The sequence below is a fragment of the Ruegeria sp. BHSC037 genome, from assembly GCF_059613045.1.
Window position 1 is genome coordinate 225,027 of record NZ_JBXWRT010000001.1, and the last position, 21,277, is coordinate 246,303.

Genomic DNA, 21,277 nt, shown 5'->3' on the forward strand with positions numbered 1-21,277 from the left:
CGGGCCGGCCGATGAGCACCTTTATCCTCGCGTTTGTTCTGCTGCTGATCATCATGGTCGGCATGTCGCTGGGCGTGATGCTGATGGGCAAGACCATCAAAGGCAGTTGCGGCGGGCTGAACGCGATCTCGGGCGCCGACAAATGCGTGGTGTGCCAAAAGGACGTGGACCCCAACAGCCCCCTGCGTGACAAGCTGCAATGCAAGCGCGCCCGCCGGATGGTGGAACAGATGGAAAGCCAGGGCGAACGGACCTGAATGGCCAAGGCCCGCAACATCCTGTTCATCATGTTCGACCAGCTGCGCTGGGACTACCTGAGCTGTTACGGCCATCCACATCTGCACACGCCCAATATCGACCGTCTGGCCGCGCGCGGCGTGCGGTTCACGCGGGCCTATATCCAGTCGCCGATCTGCGGCAGCTCGCGTATGTCCACCTATACCGGGCGATACGTGCAGTCGCACGGCGCCTCGTGGAACGGCATTCCGCTGAAGGTTGGCGAGCTGACCATGGGCGACCATCTGCGCAAGGCGGGGATGGACTGCTGGCTGGTCGGTAAGACCCATATGCGCGCCGACGCCGAAGGCATGGCCCGGCTGGGCCTGGAGCCCGATAGCCTGATCGGCGCGCGGGTGGCCGAATGCGGCTTTGACGTGTTCGAGCGCGATGACGGGATGCGCCCCGAAGGCCCCGACGGGTTCTATGACCCTGATGGCGCCCGAGCTTATAACGCTTGGCTGGCCGACAAGGGTTACGACAGCGACAACCCCTGGCACGACTTTGCTAATTCCGGTCTGGATGCCGATGGAAACGTGTTGTCGGGCTGGTTTCTGAAAAACGCGCCGCAGGCCGCAAACATCGCCGAGGAGGACAGCGAGACCCCCTATCTGACCACGCGCGGGATGGAGTTCATGGAAACCCATGACGGCCCATGGTGCTGCCACCTGAGCTACATCAAGCCGCACTGGCCCTATATCGTCCCCGAGCCCTATGCCTCGATGTACGGGCCCGAGCATGTTCTGCCGCCCAACCGGTCCGAGACCGAGCGGGCCGAGGCGCATCCCGTGCTGAGCGCCTTCATGCACACCAAGATCGGCCGGACCTTCTGGCGGCAGGATGTGCGCGCGGCGGTGATCCCCGCCTATATGGGCCTGATCAAGCAGGCCGACGACCAGATCGGGCGGTTGCTGGACTGGATGGAGCAGACCGGCCGCATGGACGACACGATGATCGTGCTAACCTCGGACCATGGCGATTTTCTAGGCGATCACTGGATGGGCGAAAAGACGTTCTTCCACGACGCTTCGACCAAGGTGCCGCTGATCATTTACGACCCATCCGAACAGGCCGATGCCACGCGCGGCACCACCTGCGACGCGCTGATCGAGTCGATCGACCTGGCCCCCACTTTCGTCGAGGTCGCGGGCGTTGCGGTGCCCGACCATATTCTGGAAGGTCATTCCCTTTTGCCCATCCTTCACGGGCAGGCGGCCGAGACCCCGCGCCAATTCGTGATCTGCGAATACGACTATTCGGCCTCGCCCATCGCGGAAACGCTGGGCGTGTCGGTGCGCGACGCGGCGATGTTCATGGTGGCCACGAAAAAGTGGAAGCTGATCCATTGCGAAGGCGGGTTCCGCCCGATCCTGTTCGATCTGGAAAACGACCCCGCCGAGTTGACCGATCTGGGCGACAGCCCGGCCCATGCGGGTGTGATCGCGCAGATGTACGACCACCTGTTCGCCTGGGCACGTCGCCCGTCGCAACGCACCACCCGCTCAGAAGCCGAGCTGGTCGGGATGCGCACCAAAAGTCGCGGCAAGGGCGTGATCCTGGGCGCCTATGACGAAAGCGACGCTCCGCCCGAGCTAACGGTCAAGTATCGCGGCCGCAAGGCGCGGCCCTGGCAGCAGATCAGGAAATAACCCCGCGCGGCGCGGATCGCCGCAAAAGGCGGTTCACGATGCGGCGGGCAGGGGATAGAAGAACGGACAAGAGCAGTTACCGGAGACCCGACATGAGCGCACCCAAACCCGTCGTCCTGTGCATCCTCGATGGCTGGGGCCTGTCCGACGACACACTGGCCAATGCGCCGTATCTTGCCAACACGCCCACATTCGACTCGATCATGTCCAAGGGTCCGCACGCGCGGCTGATCACCCACGGTCCGGATGTGGGCCTGCCCAGCGGGCAGATGGGAAATTCCGAGGTCGGCCACACCAATATCGGGGCCGGGCGGGTCGTGGCCATGGATCTGGGCCAGATCGATCTAGCGATCGAGGACGGCTCGTTCTTCGAAAATGCCGCGCTGCAGGACTTTGTCGCCAAGGTGAAGGCGGCGGGCGGAGCCGCGCATCTGATGGGGCTGGTCTCGGATGGCGGGGTGCATGGGCACCTGAACCATATCGTCGCCGCCGCAAAAGCGATCACCGATGCAGGCGTTCCGGTGGCTCTGCACGCCATCACCGACGGGCGCGACGTGGCCCCGAAATCGGCGCTGGACTTCCTGGCCGAGCTGGAGCGTCGCCTGCCCGCGAACGCGCGCGTCGTCACCGTTTCGGGGCGGTACTATGCCATGGACCGCGACAACCGGTGGGAACGGGTCGGCCGCGCCTATGACGCGATCATCAAAGCGCAGGGCGGGCAGGCTGATACCGCAAGCGCCGCGATTCAGGCCGCGTACGACCGGGGCGAGACCGATGAGTTTATCGCCCCCACGGTTTTGCCCGGCTACGACGGCGTCCGCGACGGTGACGGGTTCTTCTGCCTCAATTTCCGCGCCGACCGCGCGCGTGAGATCCTGCGCGCCATCGGCGAACCCGGATTTGCCGAATTCGACACCGGACCACGCCCGCACCTGTCGGCGCTGCTGGGCATGGTGGAATATTCCGACGGCCACAACGACTACATGACGACCGTATTCCCCAAGCGCGAGATCGTGAACACGTTGGGCGAATGGGTCGCCAAGCAGGGCCTGCGCCAGTTCCGTCTGGCCGAAACCGAGAAATACCCCCATGTCACGTTCTTCCTGAACGGCGGCAAAGAGACACCCGAGCCCGGCGAGGACCGCTATATGGCCCCGTCGCCCAAGGTGGCGACCTATGACCTGCAGCCCGAGATGTCGGCCGCCGAGGTGACGGACAAATTCGTCGAGGCGATCGAGGACGGCTATGACCTGATCGTCGCCAATTACGCCAACCCCGACATGGTGGGCCATACCGGTGACCTGCAGGCCGCGATCAAGGCCTGCGAGGCCGTGGATCAAGGCCTGGCCCGTGTGGTCGCCGCGCTTGAAAAGGCGGGCGGGGCCATGATCGTGACCGCCGATCATGGCAACTGCGAAACCATGATCGACCCCGAAACCGGCGGCCCGCATACCGCCCATACCCTGAACCCGGTACCTGTGGCACTGGTTGGCGGACCCGAGGGCGCAACCCTGCGCGAAGGTCGCCTGTCCGATCTGGCCCCCACGGTGCTGGACCTGATGGGCCTACCCAAGCCGCTGGAAATGACGGGTGAGAGCCTGCTGTCATGAGGCTGCGCGCGCTTCTTCTGGCGGCTCTGATGGCGGGGCAGGCGGCCCGGGCCGCGCCGGACCCCGCGCAGGCGGCGCTGGATGCGGCGCAGATGCTGGAACAGGCCTCGATCGCGCTGACCGAGGCCGAAACTGCCCGCGACCGTGTGCGCGCCCTGACCGAGACGATCCAAGCCTACGAAGCCGGGCTGGCCGCCATGCGCGACGGGCTGCGCCGAGCGGCTTTGCGCGAAAGCCAGCTGACCGCCGAGCTGAACGCGCGCGAACGCGAAATCCGCCAGTTGCTGGGCGTGCTGCAAACCATCGAAACCACGGCGCCTCCGGTTCTGATGCTGCACCCGGCCGGGCCGCTGGGGGCGGCGCGCACCGGGATGATGCTGTCCGAGGTCACCCCCGGCCTGAATGCTAAGGCCCGGGCGCTGGCCCGCGATCTGGACGAGGTTCAGACCCTGCGCCGACTGCAGCAAAGCGCGGCGCAAACTCTGACCGAAGGGTTGGAGCAGGTGCAGGATGCCCGTACGCGGCTGAGCGAAGCCATCGCCGACCGTACCAACTTGCCGCGCCGTTTTGTCGAAGATCCGGTGCGCACCGCGATTCTGATCTCGTCCACCGAAACATTGGACGGGTTCGCCAGCGGTCTGGCCGAGATCTCGGCCGGTGAAATTGCCGAAACCGATGCTGATATTTCGGATCGCAAGGGCCGGATCCCGCTGCCGACGCAGGGCGTTCTGGTGCACCGGTCGGGGGAAACCGATGCGGCCGGCGTCACCCGGCCCGGCCTTGTTCTGGCCACCCGGCCGCGTGCCTTGGTAGTATCGCCCACGGCCGCCACGATTCGCTATCGCGGGCCGCTGCTGGACCTTGGCAACCTGATCATCCTGGAACCGCAGCCGGGGCTTCTTTTCGTGTTCTCGGGCCTTCAGGAGGTTTATGGCGAACCCGGGCAGGTGATCCCCGAGGGCTCTCCGGTGGGGTTGATGCCGGGGAATCTGCCGGATATCGGCGCGATTTTGTCAACAAGCGGTGATGGCACTGGAACTGATCGGTCAGAAACGCTCTATATAGAGGTCAGAGAGAACAACAGGCCCGTTGATCCGGAAACATGGTTCCGGACGCACAAGGATGGATAGACGCGCATGAAACGATTCGTGATGGCCGGTCTGGCCGGAACCCTGGCAGGGATCATCGCCACAACCCAGATCGCCGGGCCGCTGCTGGCGCAGGAGGCCGCAAACAAGGCCAGCGTGTACGAGCAGCTGGACCTGTTCGGTGACATTTTCGAGCGCATCCGTGCTCAGTATGTCGAAGAGGTCGCGCCCGAAGACCTGATCGAGGCGGCGATCGACGGGATGCTGACCTCGCTGGATCCGCATTCCAGCTATCTGTCGCCCGACGACGCCGAACAGATGCGCGTGCAAACCCGCGGCGAGTTCGGCGGGCTGGGCATCGAGGTCACGCAGGAGGACGGGTTCGTCAAGGTTGTCTCGCCCATCGACGGCACCCCGGCGGATGAGGCGGGCATCGAGGCCGGCGATTTCATCACCCATGTCGATGGCGAAAGCATCCTGGGCCTGACGCTGGACAAGGCGGTCGATCTGATGCGCGGCCCTGTGGGGTCGGAGATCGTGATCACCGTGGTGCGCGAAGGCGAGCCCGATCCGTTCGACGTGACCATCATCCGCGACACGATCAAGCTGACCGCCGTCCGCGCGCGCACCGAAGGTCAAAGCGTGGTCCTGCGCGTGACCACCTTCAACGACCAGACCTATCCGAACCTGAAGGAGGGTCTGGAGAAACAGATCGCCGAGGCCGGCGGCATCGACAAGATCAACGGCGTCGTACTGGACCTGCGCAACAATCCGGGCGGCCTGCTGACCCAGGCGATCAAGGTCTCGGACGCGTTCCTGAACGAAGGTGAGATCGTCTCGACCCGTGGCCGCAACCCCGAAGATGGGGAACGGTTCAACGCCACGCCCGGTGACCTGGCCGAGGGCAAGCCGATCGTCGTGCTGATCAATGGCGGTTCGGCCTCGGCGTCGGAAATCGTCGCGGGCGCCCTGCAGGATCATCGCCGGGCCATCGTCGTCGGCACCAAGAGCTTCGGCAAGGGGTCTGTCCAGACGGTGATGCCGCTGCGGGGGGATGGCGCGATGCGCCTGACCACGTCGCGGTACTACACGCCGTCGGGCCGCTCGATCCAGGCGCTGGGTGTCAGCCCGGACATCATCGTGGAACAGCCGCGCAACCGACCCGAAGAGGACGAGGACGAAGAGGCGGCCGCCCGCACCCGGTCCGAGGCCGATCTGCGCGGAAGCCTGAACAATGACAGCCTGACCGAGGACGAGAACCGCCAGATCGAAGAAGACCGCGCCAAGGCCGAGGCGACCGCGGAACTGCGCAAGCAGGATTATCAACTGGCCTATGCCATCGACATCCTGAAGGGTTTGTCCGCGTTCAACCCGACCGCCCGCGCCTCGCAGTAACGACCGGGCATCGAACAGCACGGGTCGCGCCGGGCGCGGCCCGTTTTCGTGTCGTCAGCTTTCAACCTTGTGCAGTTTCTTTTCGTCCAGCAACAGGGCAAGGATGATGCCCATCGAAACCGACAGGGTGGCAAACACGAAAGCCATGTTCATTCCCGTATCGAATGCCGTGGCAATGGCGGATTTGACCGTCTCGGCCTGGTCTGCATCCAGCTTGCCCATGATGGCCTGTGCCGTCCGGGTCGTCAGGGTGCCGCCATTGATCGCCTTCTGATCGGCGGCCGGCATGTCGATGCCCGCCTTGGCGAGCTGACTGCCGAGGCTGGACAGGCTGGTCGTGTACATGATCGCGGTGGCAACCGCGACCGAGACCGCGCCATAGACCAAATGCGCCATGAAGCTCAGGCCCCCGACCAGCCCGGCGCGCTCGGGCCGGACAGCACACACGGCGGCCGTACCAGAAGGCCCGACCGTCAGCGTGGCCCCCAATCCGATCAGGGCCATGCCCGGCAGGATCTGCAGGTATCCCAGGCTCATCGGCAGGATGACGATGCTGGCGGCGCCGGTCGTGGCCGACAGGTAGCCCCAGAACATGAGCCGCTTGGGGCCAAAGTCGTTGTACAGCGTGCCCGACACGATCGAACCGACGGCCAGCAGGACCGTCAGAGGCGCCAGGCCCAAGGCGGATTCGAAAGTCGACCAGCCCAGGACCTTTTGCATGTATTGCGGGAAATACAGCAGCCCCACAAAGGCGGCCGAGACATTGAACATGTTCAGCCCCAGCGTGATCCGGAATTGCGGGTTGTGCATCATCTGCGGCAGCAGCAGCGGTTGGCGCACACGATTTTCGACCCTCGAAAACAGCCCCAACAGCACCGCGCTGACGAAAAACACCGCCAGCAACGGAACCGAGAGCCACCCCCAGTCGGCCCCGACATCCAACCCGTACAGCAACAGCAGAACCGCCATCGACAAAATGCCCATTCCGGCAAAGTCGATGTGTTCGCCGTTCTTGTGATCGGTCTCGCGCGGGATCAGCGTCAGCGTGGTGCCCATCGAGACGGTCGAAAACACCACATTGGCGAGGAAGAACAGGCGCCAGTCCCCCAGATTGACGACGAACCCGCTGATCATCGGGCCAAAGACATTGCCGCTGGTGACGCCGGCCAGGATCAGGCCCATCACCAGCGCCCGGTGTTCGTCTCGCGAGACCTTGGTGGCGCCTAGGGCCAGGGTGCATGGCCAGACGCACCCGGCACCCACTCCCTGCAACGCCCGGGCACCGATCAGAAAATCCAGGTTCGGTGCGACGAGGCACAGAATCGACGAAAACAGAAACACCGACAGACCGATCAGCATGACCTTGCGGTGGCCGTACAGGTCTCCCAGCCGCCCGCCCGCGACCATGGTCATGGCAAAGAACAGGGCATAGATGTTCAGAACCCATTGGGTGCTGGTGATGTCGGCGTCGAAGGAATTCTCGATCGCGGGCACCAGCATCAGAGCACCGGTGAAGTCGATCCCGATGCCGAAGGCGGTCACCATCAACGCGATGACCTTGATGATGCTGTCGCGTTCCATGACGCATCCCGGCCGTTTCGAATGCCCCATCAAGCCACAAATCCCGTCAAATTGACAGGTCGCAGTTGGAGTCGGCCCGTGCGGCCCGGCGGATCGGGGTGGCGCTACCCCTGGTTCATTCTGCGCACGACGCGTTTCAGCATGTCCAACTCGGCCCGCAGCAGTTCAAGCTCGGTCCGGATGTCGCCCGAGGCCGGCGCCCCGGATATCACCGAAAAGTCGCCCAGTTTCGACTGGCGCTCGCAATCCCAGATGGTGACGCAATGCACCCCGTCCGACAGCAGGGCCGGCGGTACGGGAACCCGTAGCATCCAGCCCGCGTCGTTCGGAGTGACCTCGACGCCCGGCAGCGCCTCGCCCAGATGCCGGGCCTCGACCCGGGGTTCCGATGCGGCGGTCAGTTGCCCCTCCCAGAGGGCGTTTTCGAACCGGATCGGTACAAGCTTTGCATGGGTCATGTCGGTGTCCTTCACAGATCTGCGCGATGATAGCGGCACAGGGTCAGGTCGCGAATGACCACCCGGTTCATGGCCGGCCCGTCAAGGATCAGATCCAACCAGATTTTCTGGACCCGACGTTCGTTCAGTTCCAGGTGGGCCAGATCGAAATCCACCGTCGAAACCTCGGACCCGGGCGGCAGTTCCCGAAGGACCTGTTCGGTGTTTGGGCCGTGCTGGATATTCAGACGCGCGAACATCCGCGCCTGCCGCTCCTGTTCCGACTGGACGCTGGCGCGGAACATGTGCTGGCGGCTGAGGGCAGCCCGGGCCTCGGACGGCAATTCGACGGACACTGACAGGAACGAACCGCGGAAATCGAACACATCCAGAGCCAGACCGAACGGGGCCAGATCGCGTTCGTCGCTGTTGCGCACCTGCTGCATGCCGATCTCGGCCTGCGGGCAATCGTGGAAGATGGTCGTCTGTTCATCCAGCCGCTCCTGCCGCGCGACCGGACAGACGCCCCGTCCGGGCATCGGCCCGCGCCACAAGTCGGGTCGCCACGACCAGTCTGTGCCCAGCGGTTTGGGGAATTGTCGTGAACCGATCCGGGGCCGCATCAGGCGGCTGTCAGCCTCATGAATCAGGCGATTGAGCTCGAACCGTAGCAGGCGCGCCTGATCGCGCTGCAGGCGCAGTTGCGGCAGGCTGGCCGTGCCGGCGGTCGCGGCCGCCCGGCGCCATCGGTCCAGCACCTTTCGGTTGAAATAGCGTGTCAGAAGCTTGCGCATGAGCCCTTGCATCGAGAAACGCCACCTCTTTAGTCGATTTGCCGGGGCAGGATAAACCCGCCTTCGTGCGGGGTGCGGCAAAATTCGCGGTGACGCGGGGTGGGCGGAACAATTTTTCGGGTGTTCTTGAAATGGCTCCGGCCAAAGCTTACCGTCAGGCACCCGGCCGCAGTGGAACCTTTGCAACGGGCCGCAGTCCAAAACTTCAAGACAAGGCCGGGCATGGAACCCACCCTCTTTGCATTTATTTGGAAGCATTCGAAGAAACAGCAGTTCATCCTTCTGTTTCTGACCGTGATTTCCTTCCCATTCCTTTACGCCTCACTCGAGCTGCCCAAGCGGATCATCAACGACGCAATTGGTGCCACGGGCAACACGGTGACGTTTTTCGGCGTGACGGTGACGCAAGTTCAGTACCTTATGATCCTGTGCCTTGCGTTTCTGGGAACAGTGATCGCCGGCGGCATCATGAAGATGCGGATCAACACGATGAAGGGCATTGTGGCCGAACGCATGTTGCGCCGCCTCAGGTTCACCCTGATCCGGCGGATGCTGAAGTTTCCGAAACCCTATTTCTCTTCGACCAGCCAGGGCGAGCTGGTGTCGATGATCACCGCCGAGGCCGAGCCGCTGGGCGGGCTCATGGGCGATGCCATCGCCCAGCCGGTCTTCCAGTTCGGCCAGATGATGACCATCGTGACCTTCCTGTTCATGCAGAGCGTGTGGTTCGGGCTGGCCGCGATTGCGCTCATTCCGTTGCAGGCCTGGCTGATCCCGCGCCTGCAGCGCCAAATCAACTTGTTGAACAAGGAGCGCATCCAGGAAATCCGGCACCTGAGCACCGAGATCGGCGAGACCGCAGCCGGTATCAGCGATCTGCGGGTGAATGGCGGCTGGCGGTATCGGCTGGCCCAGTTCAGCCATCGGCTGGGAACCCTGTTCGAGATTCGCGTGAAGATCTACAACAAGAAGTTCTTCATGAAATTTCTCAACAACTTGATCACCCAGATCACACCCTTCCTGTTCTATTCGATCGGCGGGTATCTGGCGATCACCGGCAAGGTCACGGTGGGGGCGCTGGTTGCGGCACTGGGCGCCTACAAGGACCTCAGCGGCCCCTGGCGCGATCTTCTGACCTATTACAACCAGGTTCAGGACATGTCGCTGCGCTGGCAGGTCGTGACCGAACGCTTCAACCCCGACAACATGATCCCCGAGGAGCTGTTCGAAGGTGAACCCGACGCCATCCCGCATCTGCATGGCGACATCGAACTGAAGAACGTCACCGTGCGGGACGAGGACGGAAAGATCGTTCTGGAAGATATCGACCTGACCATTCCCAGCAAGGCGCGTGTGGCGATCAAGGCCTCGCACGAATCTGAGCGGCGCGCCCTGGCCGAGCTGCTCACGCGTGAGGTCTTGCCCGCCCAGGGCGAGGTCACCCTGTCGGGACACAAGCTGGACGAGCTGCACCAGGCCGTGATCGCCGCCCGGATCGGATACGCGCATTCGCGGCCCTACCTGTTCAGCGGGACCTTGGGCGACAACCTGCTGATGCCCCTGCGCACGCATCCCCAGTACGAAACCGAGGATGGCAAAGTGCCATCGCGCTTCGCGATCGAAGCGGCCCGGTCGGGCAATCTGCCCGATTCACTGTCCGATGACTGGGTTGATCCCAGCCTGGCGGGTCTGGACAGCGTTGAAGACATCCGGGATTGGTGGTTCCAATTGGTCGAGGCGATGGGGATCGACGAATTCATGCTGCGCCGCACGCTGCGGTCGCAGTTCGACCCCCGGCAGCATCCGGCCCTGGCCGACGAAATTGTCCGACTGCGGCCCAAGGTCGCCGAACGGCTCAGGGAAAAGGGGCTGGACAAGTATATCTTTCGGTTCGACCCGGACCAGTTCAACCCGGCGGTTCCGCTGGGGGGAAACCTGTTGTTTGCGTCGCCTCTGAATGACATTTCCGCAGACCTTCTGGCCGGGGATGCCCGGTTTCTGGAAATGCTTCGGGCGCATGAGCTGGATCGCGATGCGCTGAGCATCGCCAGCGCCGTTCTGGACACGCTGAACCAGACCTTCGGCCGCGAAGGCGCCGATCATCCTCTGTTCCTGCGCCTGGGGCTGTCGAAGGAACTGTATCACCGGCTGCTCGACATCGAGGAGCGCCGCCGCAGCCAGGGCGAAGACAGCCTGTCGGAGGGCGAGAAGGCCTTGCTGTTGACGGTGCCGTTCATGTTGACGGCCGAACAGATCGGGCCGAGCTTTCCCGAGGAATACAAGGACAAGATCCTGAAGATCCGCAAGACCCACGCCGACAGCCTGCACCAGTCCTTCGACGGGCTGTTCGTCAAGGTCGGGCCGGATGTCTACGTCCCGCGCCTGACGGTGATGGAAAATGCCATCTACGGCCGCGTGTCGCTGACCGCGGGTAGTCACGACCGGGACATCGAGGACGTGGTCGCCGAGGTGTTGAACGAGGCCGGGCTACGACGGCGGCTGGCGGCCATCATCTATGATCTGTCCACCGGTCTGGGCGGGGCCAACCTGCCGACGGTGTTCCAGGAAAGGGCGGCCTTTTCCCGCGCCGCGATCAAGCGGCCGGATATTCTGATCCTGGACAAGGTGCTGGCCAGTCACGATTCCGAAAGCCGGCATCAGACCCGCATGAAACTGCGGCAGCTGTTGCCCGATTCGATCATGATCTTTATGGAGGATCATTTTTCCCACCCCGAGGCCTATGACCTGTATCTCGAGATCAAGGACGGGCGCATTGACGGGGTTTCTCGGGCGGCCCTGCCGGTCGAGGAAGGCGCTTCGGATGACTTCACCCGCAAGCTGAAGGTGATTGCCGCCACCGAACTGTTCTCACGGCTGGATGGCCGCAACCAGCGGCTCTTGGCCTTTTCGGCAAAATGGTACGACGCGGCGGCCAGGCAGGTCATCTTCTCGCGCGGGCAGACGCCCGATGCGGCCTATCTGTGCGTGTCCGGCCAGGCCAGCCTGGAATGGTCGATGCCCGACGGCGAAAAGCGCCGCATCTCGACCGTCGAGCCCGGACGCCTGATCGGAGATCTGTCGATCATTACCGGCGCGCCGCGGCAACTGGATCTTGTCGCCCTGACCGATTGTTCGTTCCTGCGCATCGGCGCCGAGGAACTGAGGGCTGTCATCGAAAGCGATCCCACGGTTGCGGTCAGCCTGCTGGAAACGGTTGCGGGCTATCTGACCTCGGTATCCGAACGGTTCCTGGCGGCGAATATCGAGCTTCCCCCCGAGGTCGAAACCGGGGCTGGCGGATGACCGAGCCCGGCGAAGTGACACGCGCCTATGCGGCACACGAGGCGCTGGTCGCCCCGGTGCGCGCCCATGCGGCCTTGTGGCGGCTGTTCGGCGGGGTGGCCCTGGTGGTCGCGACCGTCGTCGCGTTGAACCTGGTGCTGTTCGCCGCCGTGGTCGGCCTGGCCCCGCCAGACCAGGTGGCCGGGTTCCAAAGCGGCGCGTCGCCGATGGCGGTGTTGATCCTGCTGTTCAGTTTCGGCTTTGTCACGCTGGCCGTGGCGCTTGCCGTCCGCCAGTTCCAGAATCGCAGCCTGTGGTCCGTCATCGGGCCCCGGCGCAAGGCGGTGGCGCAGTTCTGGCGCGTTCTGCGCGCGCTGCTCGTCCTGGGGGTCGTGCTGTTCCTGCTGCCACCCTATGGCATGGGCGTTTCGTTCGAACCCAACCTGCCGGTCGGTCTGTGGCTGGGTCTGCTGCCGCTGTCTCTGGCCGCAGTCCTGATCCAGACCAGCGCCGAGGAGATTCTGTTCCGCGGCTACCTGCAACAGTCATTGGCGGCACGGTTTCGTTCACCCGTGATCTGGATCGGCGTTCCCGCGGTTCTGTTCGCGGCCGGCCACTATGCGCCCAATGCCGCCGGCGAAAACGCGGCGCTGGTTGCGGTCTGGGCCTGCGTGTTCGGTGTGCTCAGCGCCGATCTGACCGCCCGCGCCGGAACCTTGGGGCCGGCCATCGCCCTGCATTTCGCCAACAATGTCACGGCATTGCTGATCGTGTCCCTGCCCGACAGCCTTGGGGGGCTGGCGTTGTTTCACCTGCCGTTCGACATGTCCGATACCGGGTTTCTCCGGCAATGGCTGTTTGTCGACTTCGGCGTGATGATCGTCGGGTGGCTGACGGCTCGCCTTGCGCTCAGGCGCTGATTGCATTTCCTTCCGTAGCGTCTTATTTGACTGCAACCCGCATCAGCAAGGTTCCGACATGAACTGGATCACGAACTACGTCCGCCCCCGGATCAACTCGATTTTCTCCCGCCGTGAGGTGCCCGAGAATCTCTGGCACAAATGCGACGAGTGCGGAACGATGCTGTTCCACCGCGAACTGGCGGACAACCAGAATGTCTGTACCCAGTGTGGACACCATATGCTGATCACCCCGCGCGAACGGTTCAAGCATCTGTTCGACGGTGGCATTTTCTCCGAGGTCGCGGTGCCCGCGCCCAAGGATGACCCGCTGCAGTTCCGCGATCAGAAGAAATACCCCGACCGCATGAAGGCGGCGCAGAAAAAGACCGGCGAGAAAGAAGCGATGCTGGTCGCCACCGGCGAGATCGGCCGCACCCCCATCGTGGCCGCGGCGCAGGATTTCTCGTTCATGGGCGGGTCGATGGGAATGTATGTCGGCAACGCCATCATCGCTGCCGCGCAAGAGGCGGTAAAGCTCAAGCGCCCGCTGATCCTGTTTTCCGCCGCCGGCGGCGCCCGGATGCAGGAGGGCATCCTCAGCCTGATGCAGATGCCGCGCACCACGGTCGCGGTAGAGATGCTGAAAGAAGCCGACCTGCCCTACATCGTGGTTCTGACCCATCCCACCACCGGCGGCGTGACGGCCTCCTACGCGATGCTGGGTGACGTGCATATTGCTGAGCCGAACGCGTTGATCTGTTTCGCCGGCCCCCGCGTGATCGAGCAGACGATCCGCGAGAAACTGCCCGAAGGCTTCCAGCGCGCCGAATACCTGCTGGATCACGGCATGCTGGACCGCGTCACCAAACGGACCGAGCTGCGGGACGAGCTGATCACGATCACCCGGATGCTGATGGGGCTTCCCCCGGCGGTCAAAGGCGATCTGCCCGCCCCGAAAGAGGGCGCAACCGAACAGCCCGATGCGCAGGCCAAGCCTGCCGAAGACAAGCCCAAGAAATGACCGCGCCCACATCCGACGTCATCCTCGACCGGATGATGGCGCTGCACCCCAAGATCATCGACCTGACCCTGGACCGCGTCTGGCGTCTGCTCGAAGCCTTGGGCAACCCGCAGGACAGGCTGCCCCCGGTGATCCACATCGCCGGCACCAACGGCAAGGGCTCGACCCAGGCGATGATACGCGCCGGGCTGGAAGGGGCCGGGCTGACGGCCCATGCCTATACCTCGCCGCACTTGGCGCGCTTTCACGAGCGCATCCGCTTGGCGGGCGAGCTGATCTCGGAGCCCGACCTGACCGCCGTTCTGGATGAGTGCTACACCGCCAATGGCGGCGAGAACATCACCTATTTCGAGATCACCACCTGCGCAGCCCTGCTGGCGTTTTCCCGCGTACCCGCCGACTACACGCTGCTCGAAGTCGGGCTTGGCGGACGGCTCGACGCCACCAACGTGATCGAAAAACCCGCCGTCACGGTCATCACCCCAGTCTCGATCGACCACGAACAGTTCCTGGGCAACACGCTGGCCAAGATCGCCGTCGAAAAGGCCGGCATCATCAAACGTGGCGTGCCCTGCATCGTCGGCCCGCAGCCGGACGAAGCGATTGAGGTCATCGAGGCTACTGCCGCCCGCCTCGGCGCACCGCTTCTGGCTTACGGACAGCACTGGCACGCTCACGAGGAACGTGGCCGCCTGATCTATCAGGACGAAACCGGCCTGCGCGACCTGCCGCTGCCGAACCTGCTGGGCGCCCACCAGATCCAGAACGCCGGCGCCGCACTGGCGGTCCTGCGCCACCTCGACCTGGGCGACGAGGCCTACGAGGCAGCGGTCACCCGGGCCGAATGGCCGGCCCGGATGCAGCGCCTGAAGACCGGCCCGCTGGTCGAACAGGCGCCCCGGGCCGAACTCTGGCTCGACGGCGGCCATAACGCCGCCGCCGGGCAAGCGCTGGCGGATGTCCTGGCCAAACTGCCGCCGCGCCCGACGCACCTGATCTGCGGCATGCTCAACACCAAGGACGTAACCGGCTACCTCGCGCCTCTGGCCGAAAGGGCAAGCTCCCTGACGGCCGTGTCCATCCCTGGTGAAGCCAACACGCTCCCTGCCGCGGAAACCGCCGCCGCCGCGACTGCCGTGAACCTGCCCGCCACCACCGCCGACAGCGTGGCCCAGGCACTGGCCGCGATCACCGCCCGCGACCCGCAAGCCCGGGTCCTGATCTGCGGCTCGCTCTATCTCGCCGGCAACATCCTGCGCGAAAACGGCTAAGGCTTCATCTGGCGGAAAATATCCCGGGGGAGCCGCGCGCAGCGCGGCGGGGGCAGCGCCCCCCCTATTGCCCCCAGTCCTGTGCCTGCATCTCACGCAGGCGCGAAGCCGTGCGCTCGAACTCGAACGTCCCCTCGCCCTCGACGTAAAGCATCTCGGGCTCCGCCGCCGCTGAACAAATCAGCCGCACCTTCGCCTCGTACAGCGCGTCGATCAGCGTCACGAACCGCTTGGCCTCGTTGAAATTGTTGCGCGACAGGCGTGGAATGTCCTCGAGCACCAGCACCTTGACCGCCTCGGCAACTGCCAGGTAATCCCCCGGCCCCAGCATCCGGCCGCACAGATCATAGAACGACGCCCGCGCCACACCATTGCGAAACGCGGGCAACACCACCTCGCGCCCCTTGACGTGCAGGGTCAATGGTTCGGCCGGTCCACCTGACAGGTCGGCCCATACGGCCCGGATCTTCTCCCGCGCCTCGGGTCCGATGGGTGTGAAATAGACCGGCGAGCCTTCGAGCCGGTTTTGCCGGTAATCCGTGGGCGACGTCAGCTCCCACACTTCGAGCTGCTGCTTGATGTGGTGGATGAAAGGCAGGAACAGCTGCCGGTTCAGGCCATCCTTGTACAGATCGTCGGGATGACGGTTCGAGGTGGTCACAACGACGACGCCCCCCGCATGCAGCAGGTCGAACAGCCGCCCGACGATCATCGCGTCGGTGATGTCGGTGATCTGCATCTCGTCAAAGGCCAGCAGCCGCACGGATTTCACGACCGAAGCCGCCACCGGCGCCAGCGCATCCTGCACGCCGGTTTCGCGCGCCTGGTGCATGCCGGCGTGGATTTCCTGCATGAAGGCATGGAAATGGACGCGCCGGGCCGGAACATCGCCCAGCGTTTCGACGAACATGTCCATCAACATGGACTTGCCGCGCCCCACCCCGCCCCACAGGTACAAGCCCTTGGGCGCCGGCGGCGCCTTGCGGAACAGCCCGCGTTTCACCGGCGCGGCCAGTGCTGCCCGGATACGCTCGAATTGAGGCAGAACGGCCTCTTGCGCGTCGTCGCGGTTCAGGGTGCCATCGGCAACGCGGGCCTCGTACAACGAGATCATGTCGGTCATGGCCCGAGCCATAGCGCCCGCCCGCGCCGTTGAAAAGAAGGCATCCTCCGGCACGCATCAATTTTGGTTAATCGTGACCGCAAAACTCCTGAATTGACGAGCGGGCCCAAGCGGATACTGTCGGCGGGCTGAACCCGGAGGCCCCATGACCCCAACCGCCCGTCTGCTAAACCCGGTGCTGATTGTCGGATGCGTGATCATCACGGTCAGCTTTGCCGTGCGCGCTTCGTTCGGCGTGTTCCAGATTCCGATCGCCGAGGAGTTCGGCTGGCTGCGCACCGATTTCTCGCTGGCCATCGCGATCCAGAACCTGGCCTGGGGCATCGGCCAGCCGATTTTTGCCGCCATCGCAGAGAAGATGGGCGACCGGCGGGCGATCATTCTTGGTGCGCTGACCTATGCGGCGGGGATGGTCCTGTCGGCTTGGTCCGTCACGCCCTTCGGGCATCAACTCTATGCCTGGCTGGTGGGCTTCGGTATCGCGGGCACAGGCTTTGGCGTCGTACTGGCGGTGGTCGGGCGGGCCTCGACGGACCAGAACCGCTCGATGTCGCTGGCGATCGTGACCGCGGCGGGCAGCTTCGGGCAGGTGATCGGCGCGCCCACGGCTGAATGGATGCTGACCTTCCTGCCCTGGCAGCAGGTGTTCATCATCTTTGCCATTGCAATTCTGGCCCTTGTGCTGACGCTGCCTTTCATGCGCGCGCCCGCGCAGGTCAGCAAGGCCGAGTTGGAGGAAAGCATGGGCCAGATCCTGGGCCGTGCCTTCCGCGACCCGTCCTATGCGCTGATATTCCTGGGTTTTTTCAGCTGCGGGTATCAGCTGGCCTTCATCACCGCGCATTTCCCGGCCTTCGTGACCGAGATGTGCGGCCCGATCCAGCCCGGTGGCGTGCTGCATTCGATGGGCATCACCACCACCTCGGCGTTGGGGGCGGTGGCGATCTCGCTGGTCGGGTTGGCCAATATCGGCGGCACACTGTTGGCCGGGTGGGCGGGTAACCACTTCCCCAAGAAATACCTGCTGGCTGCGATCTATTCGGCGCGTACCGTCGCGGCCGCTGCTTTCATCCTGCTGCCGATCACGCCCATGTCGGTGATCGTGTTCTCGATCGTGATGGGCTCGCTTTGGCTGGCGACGGTGCCGCTGACATCGGGGCTGGTGGCGCATCTTTACGGCCTGCGTTACATGGGCACGCTTTATGGCGTGGTGTTCCTCAGCCATCAGATCGGAGGGTTCCTGGGCGTGTGGCTGGGCGGCCGGATGTATGACATCTACGGCGATTACACCGTCGTCTGGTGGATCGGGGTCGCGGTCGGCGCCTTCAGCGCGATCGTTCACCTGCCGATCCGCGAAAACCGCCCCGCGCAGCCCGCGGCCGCCTAGGATCAGGCGGCCTCGTCCGGGGTCAGCAGACCTTCGGCCACCAGCCTTTCGGCCCAGCCCTGCGGGCCGTTGAAATGGTGGGTCTGCCAACCACGGCTACGGGCGGTTTCGATGTTGTCGATCCGGTCGTCCGTGAACAGCAGCGTCTCGGGCGGCAGGCCGCAATCCTGTTCGACCATCTGGTAGATCGGGGCATGCGGTTTCACCATCTTCATCCGCCCCGAGACATAGTGCCGGTCGAACTCGTTCAGGAACGGATAGACGGTGGTGGCATAGTCGAAATTCTGCACCCCGAAATTGGTCAGCGCAAAGACCGGCACGCCTTTGGCTCGCAGCGCGCGCTGCAGCCGGACCGAATGCGGGATCTCGGGCGCGGCCAGTTCGATCCAGTTGTCGTGCCACATGCGGATCTCGTCGCGCCATTCTGGGTGTTTCTCGGCCCAGGCATAAATCGTTTCGGTGAAATGATGCCCCTGATCGACCAGGTCGTTCATCCCGTGGAGGTCGACGGCCGAGAACATCTCGCGGCGCCGATCCTCGCCGATCACGCGGTCATAATACCGCTCGGGCTGCCATTCGATCAGAACGTTGCCGATGTCAAAAACGACCGCTTCTACGGGCATGAGATTTCCTGTTCGCTTGTGTTGCGTTCGGGGCCGACTGAACCAACCCGCCGGGCGGGATGCAAGGCCAAACTCAGGTCCGCAGGGCGGCGCGCATCTCGCGCTCGAGTGCGTCCAGAAACCGCGACCGGTCGGCCTTGGAAAACGGTTTGCCACCGCCCCCGGCGCCCAGCGGGTTGGCGGCGCGCAGATCCGCCATCAGATCGCGCATCGCCAGTTGCTGGCCGATATTGGCGGCGGTGAAGGCCTCGCCATTGGGGCGCAGCACCCGCGCGCCGGCCTCGACGCATCTGGCGGCCAACGGGATGTCCGAGGTGATGACGATGTCGCCCGCGCAGCACCGCTCGGCGATCCACTTGTCGGCCTCGTCCGCGCCTTGCGCCACGGTCACGATCTGAACCAGCGAATTGGCCGAAGGGCGCAGCCCGCCATTTGCGACCACCACCATCGGCACCTTGTGCCGCGTGGCGACGCGTTCGGCCTCGGCCTTCACCGGGCAGGCGTCGCCATCGACATACAAGGTCGTCACGCCTGCTTGGCCTTTTTGGGCGCCAACTTTGCTGGCTCGGGCGTGTCCGGTTTGCGCACCTTGAACTCTTCCGGGATCGGCATCCGGTTGAAGGCGTCGAGCCCGGCGATCTTGTAGGCCTCGGCCAGGGTCGGATAGTTGAAGGTGTTCTGCACGAAATAGTCCACCGTGCCCTTCAGGTTCAGCACCGCCTGGGCGATGTGGATCAGCTCGGTCGCGCCCTCGCCGACGATCTGCACGCCCAGCACCCGGCGGGTTTTCAGCGAGAACAGCATCTTCAGCATCCCGTGCTCGAGCCCCATGATATGCCCGCGCGAGGTCTCGCGGAACCGGGCGACGCCCACCTCGTAGGGAATGCCGCGTTCCTGCAGCTCTTCCTCGGACATGCCGCAGGTCGAGATTTCGGGCACCGAGTAGATGCCATAGGGGAACCACGGGCTTTCGGGCAGGGTGGGGGTGTCCAGCGCGTGGCATGCGGCCACGCGGCCCTGCTGCATCGAGGTCGAGGCCAGCGAGGGATGGCCGATCACGTCACCGGTGGCATAGATATGCGGTACCGAGGTCTGATAGGTCTTGCGGTCGACCGAAATGCGGTTGCGGTGGTCGGTCTTGATTCCAACCGCTTCGAGGTTCAGCGCTGAGGTGTTGCCCATGCGGCCCGCCGCAAACAGCAGCATCTCGGCCCGGACATGGCGGCCATTGGCCATGGTGACCTCGACATGCTTGCCAGCGTCCTCGATCTTCTCCACGGCCGAGCCCAGGCGCAGGTCCACCCCGTTTTCGCGGATCTGGTGGGTGAATTCTTGGATGAGGGTCTTGTCGATGAAATCCAGGAAGGTCTCGCGCGGTTCGATCAACGTCACCCGCACGTCGAGCGCCGAGAACATCGTGGCGTATTCCACCCCGATGACGCCTGCGCCGATCACGCAGAGCGAGCGCGGGATCTCGGCCATTTCCAGGAACTCGTCGCCATCAACGATGGTCTTGCCGTTGAAGGGCACGTAATCGGGGCGATAGGTCTTGGTGCCGGTGGCGATCAGGAATTTCGCGGCCGTCAGGCGGGTGGTGTCGCCCGCATCGGCGGTGACCTCGATCTCGTGCGGGCCGACAAAACGGGCCACGCCGTCCATGGTTTCAACGTGGTTGCGGTTGAACTGGTGTTCCAGCACGTCAACCTCGTAGTCCAACGTCATGTGCAGCCGGGCCTTGAGGTCCTCGGCGCGGATCTGGTCCTTGACCCGGTACGAACGGCCGTAAAAGCTGCGCTCGCGCCAGCCAGACAGGTTCAGTACCGTTTCGCGGAGTGTCTTCGACGGGATCGTGCCCGTGTGAACCGACACGCCGCCCAAACGGTCACGACGGTCAACCACCAGAACCTTGCGTTTCAGCTTGCCCGCCTGAATCGCCGCCGCGCGGCCCGATGGGCCCGAGCCGATGATGATCAGATCATAGTCGTATTCGCTCATCCCTTAGTCTCCGTACAGGGCTTCGGCGTGGAAGGTGACGTGGTCCTCCATGAAGGTGGACACGAAAAAGTAGGAATGATCATAGCCCGGCTGCAGCCGGACCGTCGCCTGTTGACGGCGTTCGGCGATGGCCTGGGCCAGGGTCTCGGGTCGCAGCAGGTCGATGAACTGGTCGTGGGTGCCGGTGTCGATCAGGATTGGGCCGTCAAAGCCCTTTTCCTTCATCATTAGCGCCGCGTCATGTTTGGCCCAGGCGGCCGGGTCGTCGCCCAGATAGGCGCTCAACTGCTTGCGGCCCCAGTCGCTGGCCGTGGGGTTCGAGATCGGCGCGAAGGCCGAGACCGACCGAAACCGGCCCGGCAGGTTCATCGCCAGCGTCAGCGCGCCGTGGCCGCCCATGGAATGTCCGGTGATGGCCTGGCGGTCGCCGTCTATGGCGAAGTTTTCGACCAGCAGCGCGGGCAACTCTTCGGCCACATAGCCCCACATGTTGAAATGCGGGGCCCAGGGGGTCTGGGTGGCGTTCACATAGAACCCGGCACCCTGGCCCAGATCGTAATCCTCGTGGTCGGCGACCCCCTCGCCGCGCGGCGAGGTGTCGGGGAAGACCAGTGCGATGCCCTGTTCTGCGGCCCAGCCCTGCGCGCCCGCCTTGACCATCGCGTTTTCATGGGTGCAGGTCAGGCCCGACAGATACCACAGGACCGGAACCGGGCGGTCCTTGGCCTCGGCCGGTAGGAACAGGCCAAAAGTCATGTCGCACTGGCACGCCGCTGAGGCGTGGCGGTACACACCCTGCACGCCACCGAAACAGGCGTTTTCGGAAAGGGTTTCCATCTGGCA

18 protein-coding genes are annotated in these 21,277 nt (G+C 64.2%); 10 read left to right on the forward strand and 8 right to left on the reverse strand.

Annotated features, from left to right (window positions below; all coding sequences use genetic code 11):
• Positions 1-11 precede the first annotated feature (11 nt).
• The 5 genes from nqrM (at position 12) to AC2FMN_RS01060 (ending at position 6,018) form a co-directional block, all read left to right on the forward strand.
• Complete coding sequence (gene nqrM / locus AC2FMN_RS01040) at positions 12-257, forward strand: (Na+)-NQR maturation NqrM (protein ID WP_170599965.1); 246 nt, start codon at positions 12-14, stop codon at positions 255-257.
• Positions 258-1,925, forward strand: coding sequence for a sulfatase-like hydrolase/transferase (locus AC2FMN_RS01045; protein WP_496685466.1), 1,668 nt, complete (start codon positions 258-260; stop codon positions 1,923-1,925).
• Between the two features lie 92 nt (positions 1,926-2,017).
• Positions 2,018-3,535 (forward strand): 2,3-bisphosphoglycerate-independent phosphoglycerate mutase, encoded by a 1,518-nt coding sequence (gene gpmI, locus AC2FMN_RS01050; RefSeq protein ID WP_496685468.1) that lies wholly within the window; start codon positions 2,018-2,020, stop codon positions 3,533-3,535.
• Entirely contained in the window at positions 3,532-4,665 is a 1,134-nt protein-coding gene (locus AC2FMN_RS01055) for a murein hydrolase activator EnvC family protein (protein WP_496685470.1), read from the forward strand. Before gpmI ends, AC2FMN_RS01055 begins: the two co-directional genes overlap by 4 nt.
• Before the next feature lie 6 nt (positions 4,666-4,671).
• Positions 4,672-6,018: a S41 family peptidase gene (locus tag AC2FMN_RS01060; protein WP_496685472.1), complete on the forward strand. Its 1,347-nt coding sequence runs from the start codon at positions 4,672-4,674 to the stop codon at positions 6,016-6,018.
• Positions 6,019-6,072: 54 nt separating this feature from the next.
• Here AC2FMN_RS01060 and AC2FMN_RS01065 read toward each other — a convergent pair whose 3' ends face one another.
• The 3 genes from AC2FMN_RS01065 to AC2FMN_RS01075 form a co-directional block, all read right to left on the reverse strand.
• On the reverse strand, positions 6,073-7,599 hold the full coding sequence (locus tag AC2FMN_RS01065) for an MFS transporter (RefSeq protein WP_496685475.1): 1,527 nt from the start codon (positions 7,597-7,599) through the stop codon (positions 6,073-6,075).
• A gap of 104 nt (positions 7,600-7,703) precedes the next feature.
• A complete protein-coding gene (locus tag AC2FMN_RS01070) occupies positions 7,704-8,057 on the reverse strand; it encodes a hypothetical protein (protein ID WP_496685478.1) in 354 nt (117 codons plus the stop codon).
• An 11-nt stretch (positions 8,058-8,068) separates the two neighbouring features.
• Positions 8,069-8,830 carry a DUF6478 family protein gene (locus tag AC2FMN_RS01075; RefSeq protein ID WP_496685480.1) on the reverse strand — a complete coding sequence of 254 codons (762 nt, stop codon included), beginning with the start codon at positions 8,828-8,830 and terminating at the stop codon, positions 8,069-8,071.
• A gap of 222 nt (positions 8,831-9,052) precedes the next feature.
• On the opposite strand from AC2FMN_RS01075, the gene AC2FMN_RS01080 reads away from it, so the two are divergent.
• The 4 genes from AC2FMN_RS01080 to AC2FMN_RS01095 are packed head-to-tail and all read left to right on the forward strand — an operon-like array spanning position 9,053 to position 15,306.
• Entirely contained in the window at positions 9,053-12,133 is a 3,081-nt protein-coding gene (locus tag AC2FMN_RS01080) for an ABC transporter transmembrane domain-containing protein (protein ID WP_496685482.1), read from the forward strand.
• Positions 12,130-13,032, forward strand: coding sequence for a CPBP family intramembrane glutamic endopeptidase (locus tag AC2FMN_RS01085; protein ID WP_496685483.1), 903 nt, complete (start codon positions 12,130-12,132; stop codon positions 13,030-13,032). The genes AC2FMN_RS01080 and AC2FMN_RS01085 overlap by 4 nt, the downstream gene beginning before the upstream one ends.
• A gap of 58 nt (positions 13,033-13,090) precedes the next feature.
• The gene (gene accD / locus AC2FMN_RS01090) at positions 13,091-14,035 is read left to right on the forward strand and encodes an acetyl-CoA carboxylase, carboxyltransferase subunit beta (protein WP_496684051.1); all 945 of its coding nucleotides are present in this window, start codon (positions 13,091-13,093) and stop codon (positions 14,033-14,035) included.
• Complete coding sequence (locus AC2FMN_RS01095) at positions 14,032-15,306, forward strand: bifunctional folylpolyglutamate synthase/dihydrofolate synthase (protein ID WP_496685486.1); 1,275 nt, start codon at positions 14,032-14,034, stop codon at positions 15,304-15,306. Before accD ends, AC2FMN_RS01095 begins: the two co-directional genes overlap by 4 nt.
• 64 nt (positions 15,307-15,370) lie before the next feature.
• On the opposite strand, the gene zapE is transcribed toward AC2FMN_RS01095, so the two are convergent.
• Positions 15,371-16,429, reverse strand: coding sequence for a cell division protein ZapE (gene zapE, locus AC2FMN_RS01100; protein ID WP_496685487.1), 1,059 nt, complete (start codon positions 16,427-16,429; stop codon positions 15,371-15,373).
• Positions 16,430-16,574: 145 nt separating this feature from the next.
• On the opposite strand from zapE, the gene AC2FMN_RS01105 reads away from it, so the two are divergent.
• Positions 16,575-17,816 (forward strand): MFS transporter, encoded by a 1,242-nt coding sequence (locus AC2FMN_RS01105; RefSeq protein ID WP_496685489.1) that lies wholly within the window; start codon positions 16,575-16,577, stop codon positions 17,814-17,816.
• A 2-nt stretch (positions 17,817-17,818) separates the two neighbouring features.
• Here the strand turns inward: AC2FMN_RS01105 and AC2FMN_RS01110 are convergent, their stop codons facing one another.
• The 4 genes from AC2FMN_RS01110 to fghA all read right to left on the reverse strand — a co-directional run bounded on the left by AC2FMN_RS01110 (position 17,819) and on the right by fghA (position 21,271).
• Complete coding sequence (locus tag AC2FMN_RS01110) at positions 17,819-18,439, reverse strand: HAD family hydrolase (protein WP_496685492.1); 621 nt, start codon at positions 18,437-18,439, stop codon at positions 17,819-17,821.
• Between the two features lie 73 nt (positions 18,440-18,512).
• Positions 18,513-18,968: a YaiI/YqxD family protein gene (locus AC2FMN_RS01115; RefSeq protein WP_496685494.1), complete on the reverse strand. Its 456-nt coding sequence runs from the start codon at positions 18,966-18,968 to the stop codon at positions 18,513-18,515.
• Positions 18,965-20,434 (reverse strand): Si-specific NAD(P)(+) transhydrogenase, encoded by a 1,470-nt coding sequence (sthA, locus tag AC2FMN_RS01120; RefSeq protein WP_496685496.1) that lies wholly within the window; start codon positions 20,432-20,434, stop codon positions 18,965-18,967. The genes AC2FMN_RS01115 and sthA overlap by 4 nt, the downstream gene beginning before the upstream one ends.
• A gap of 3 nt (positions 20,435-20,437) precedes the next feature.
• Positions 20,438-21,271, reverse strand: a complete 834-nt coding sequence (gene fghA, locus AC2FMN_RS01125; RefSeq protein ID WP_496685497.1) for an S-formylglutathione hydrolase — start codon at positions 21,269-21,271, stop codon at positions 20,438-20,440.
• Between the last annotated feature and the right edge of the window lie 6 nt (positions 21,272-21,277).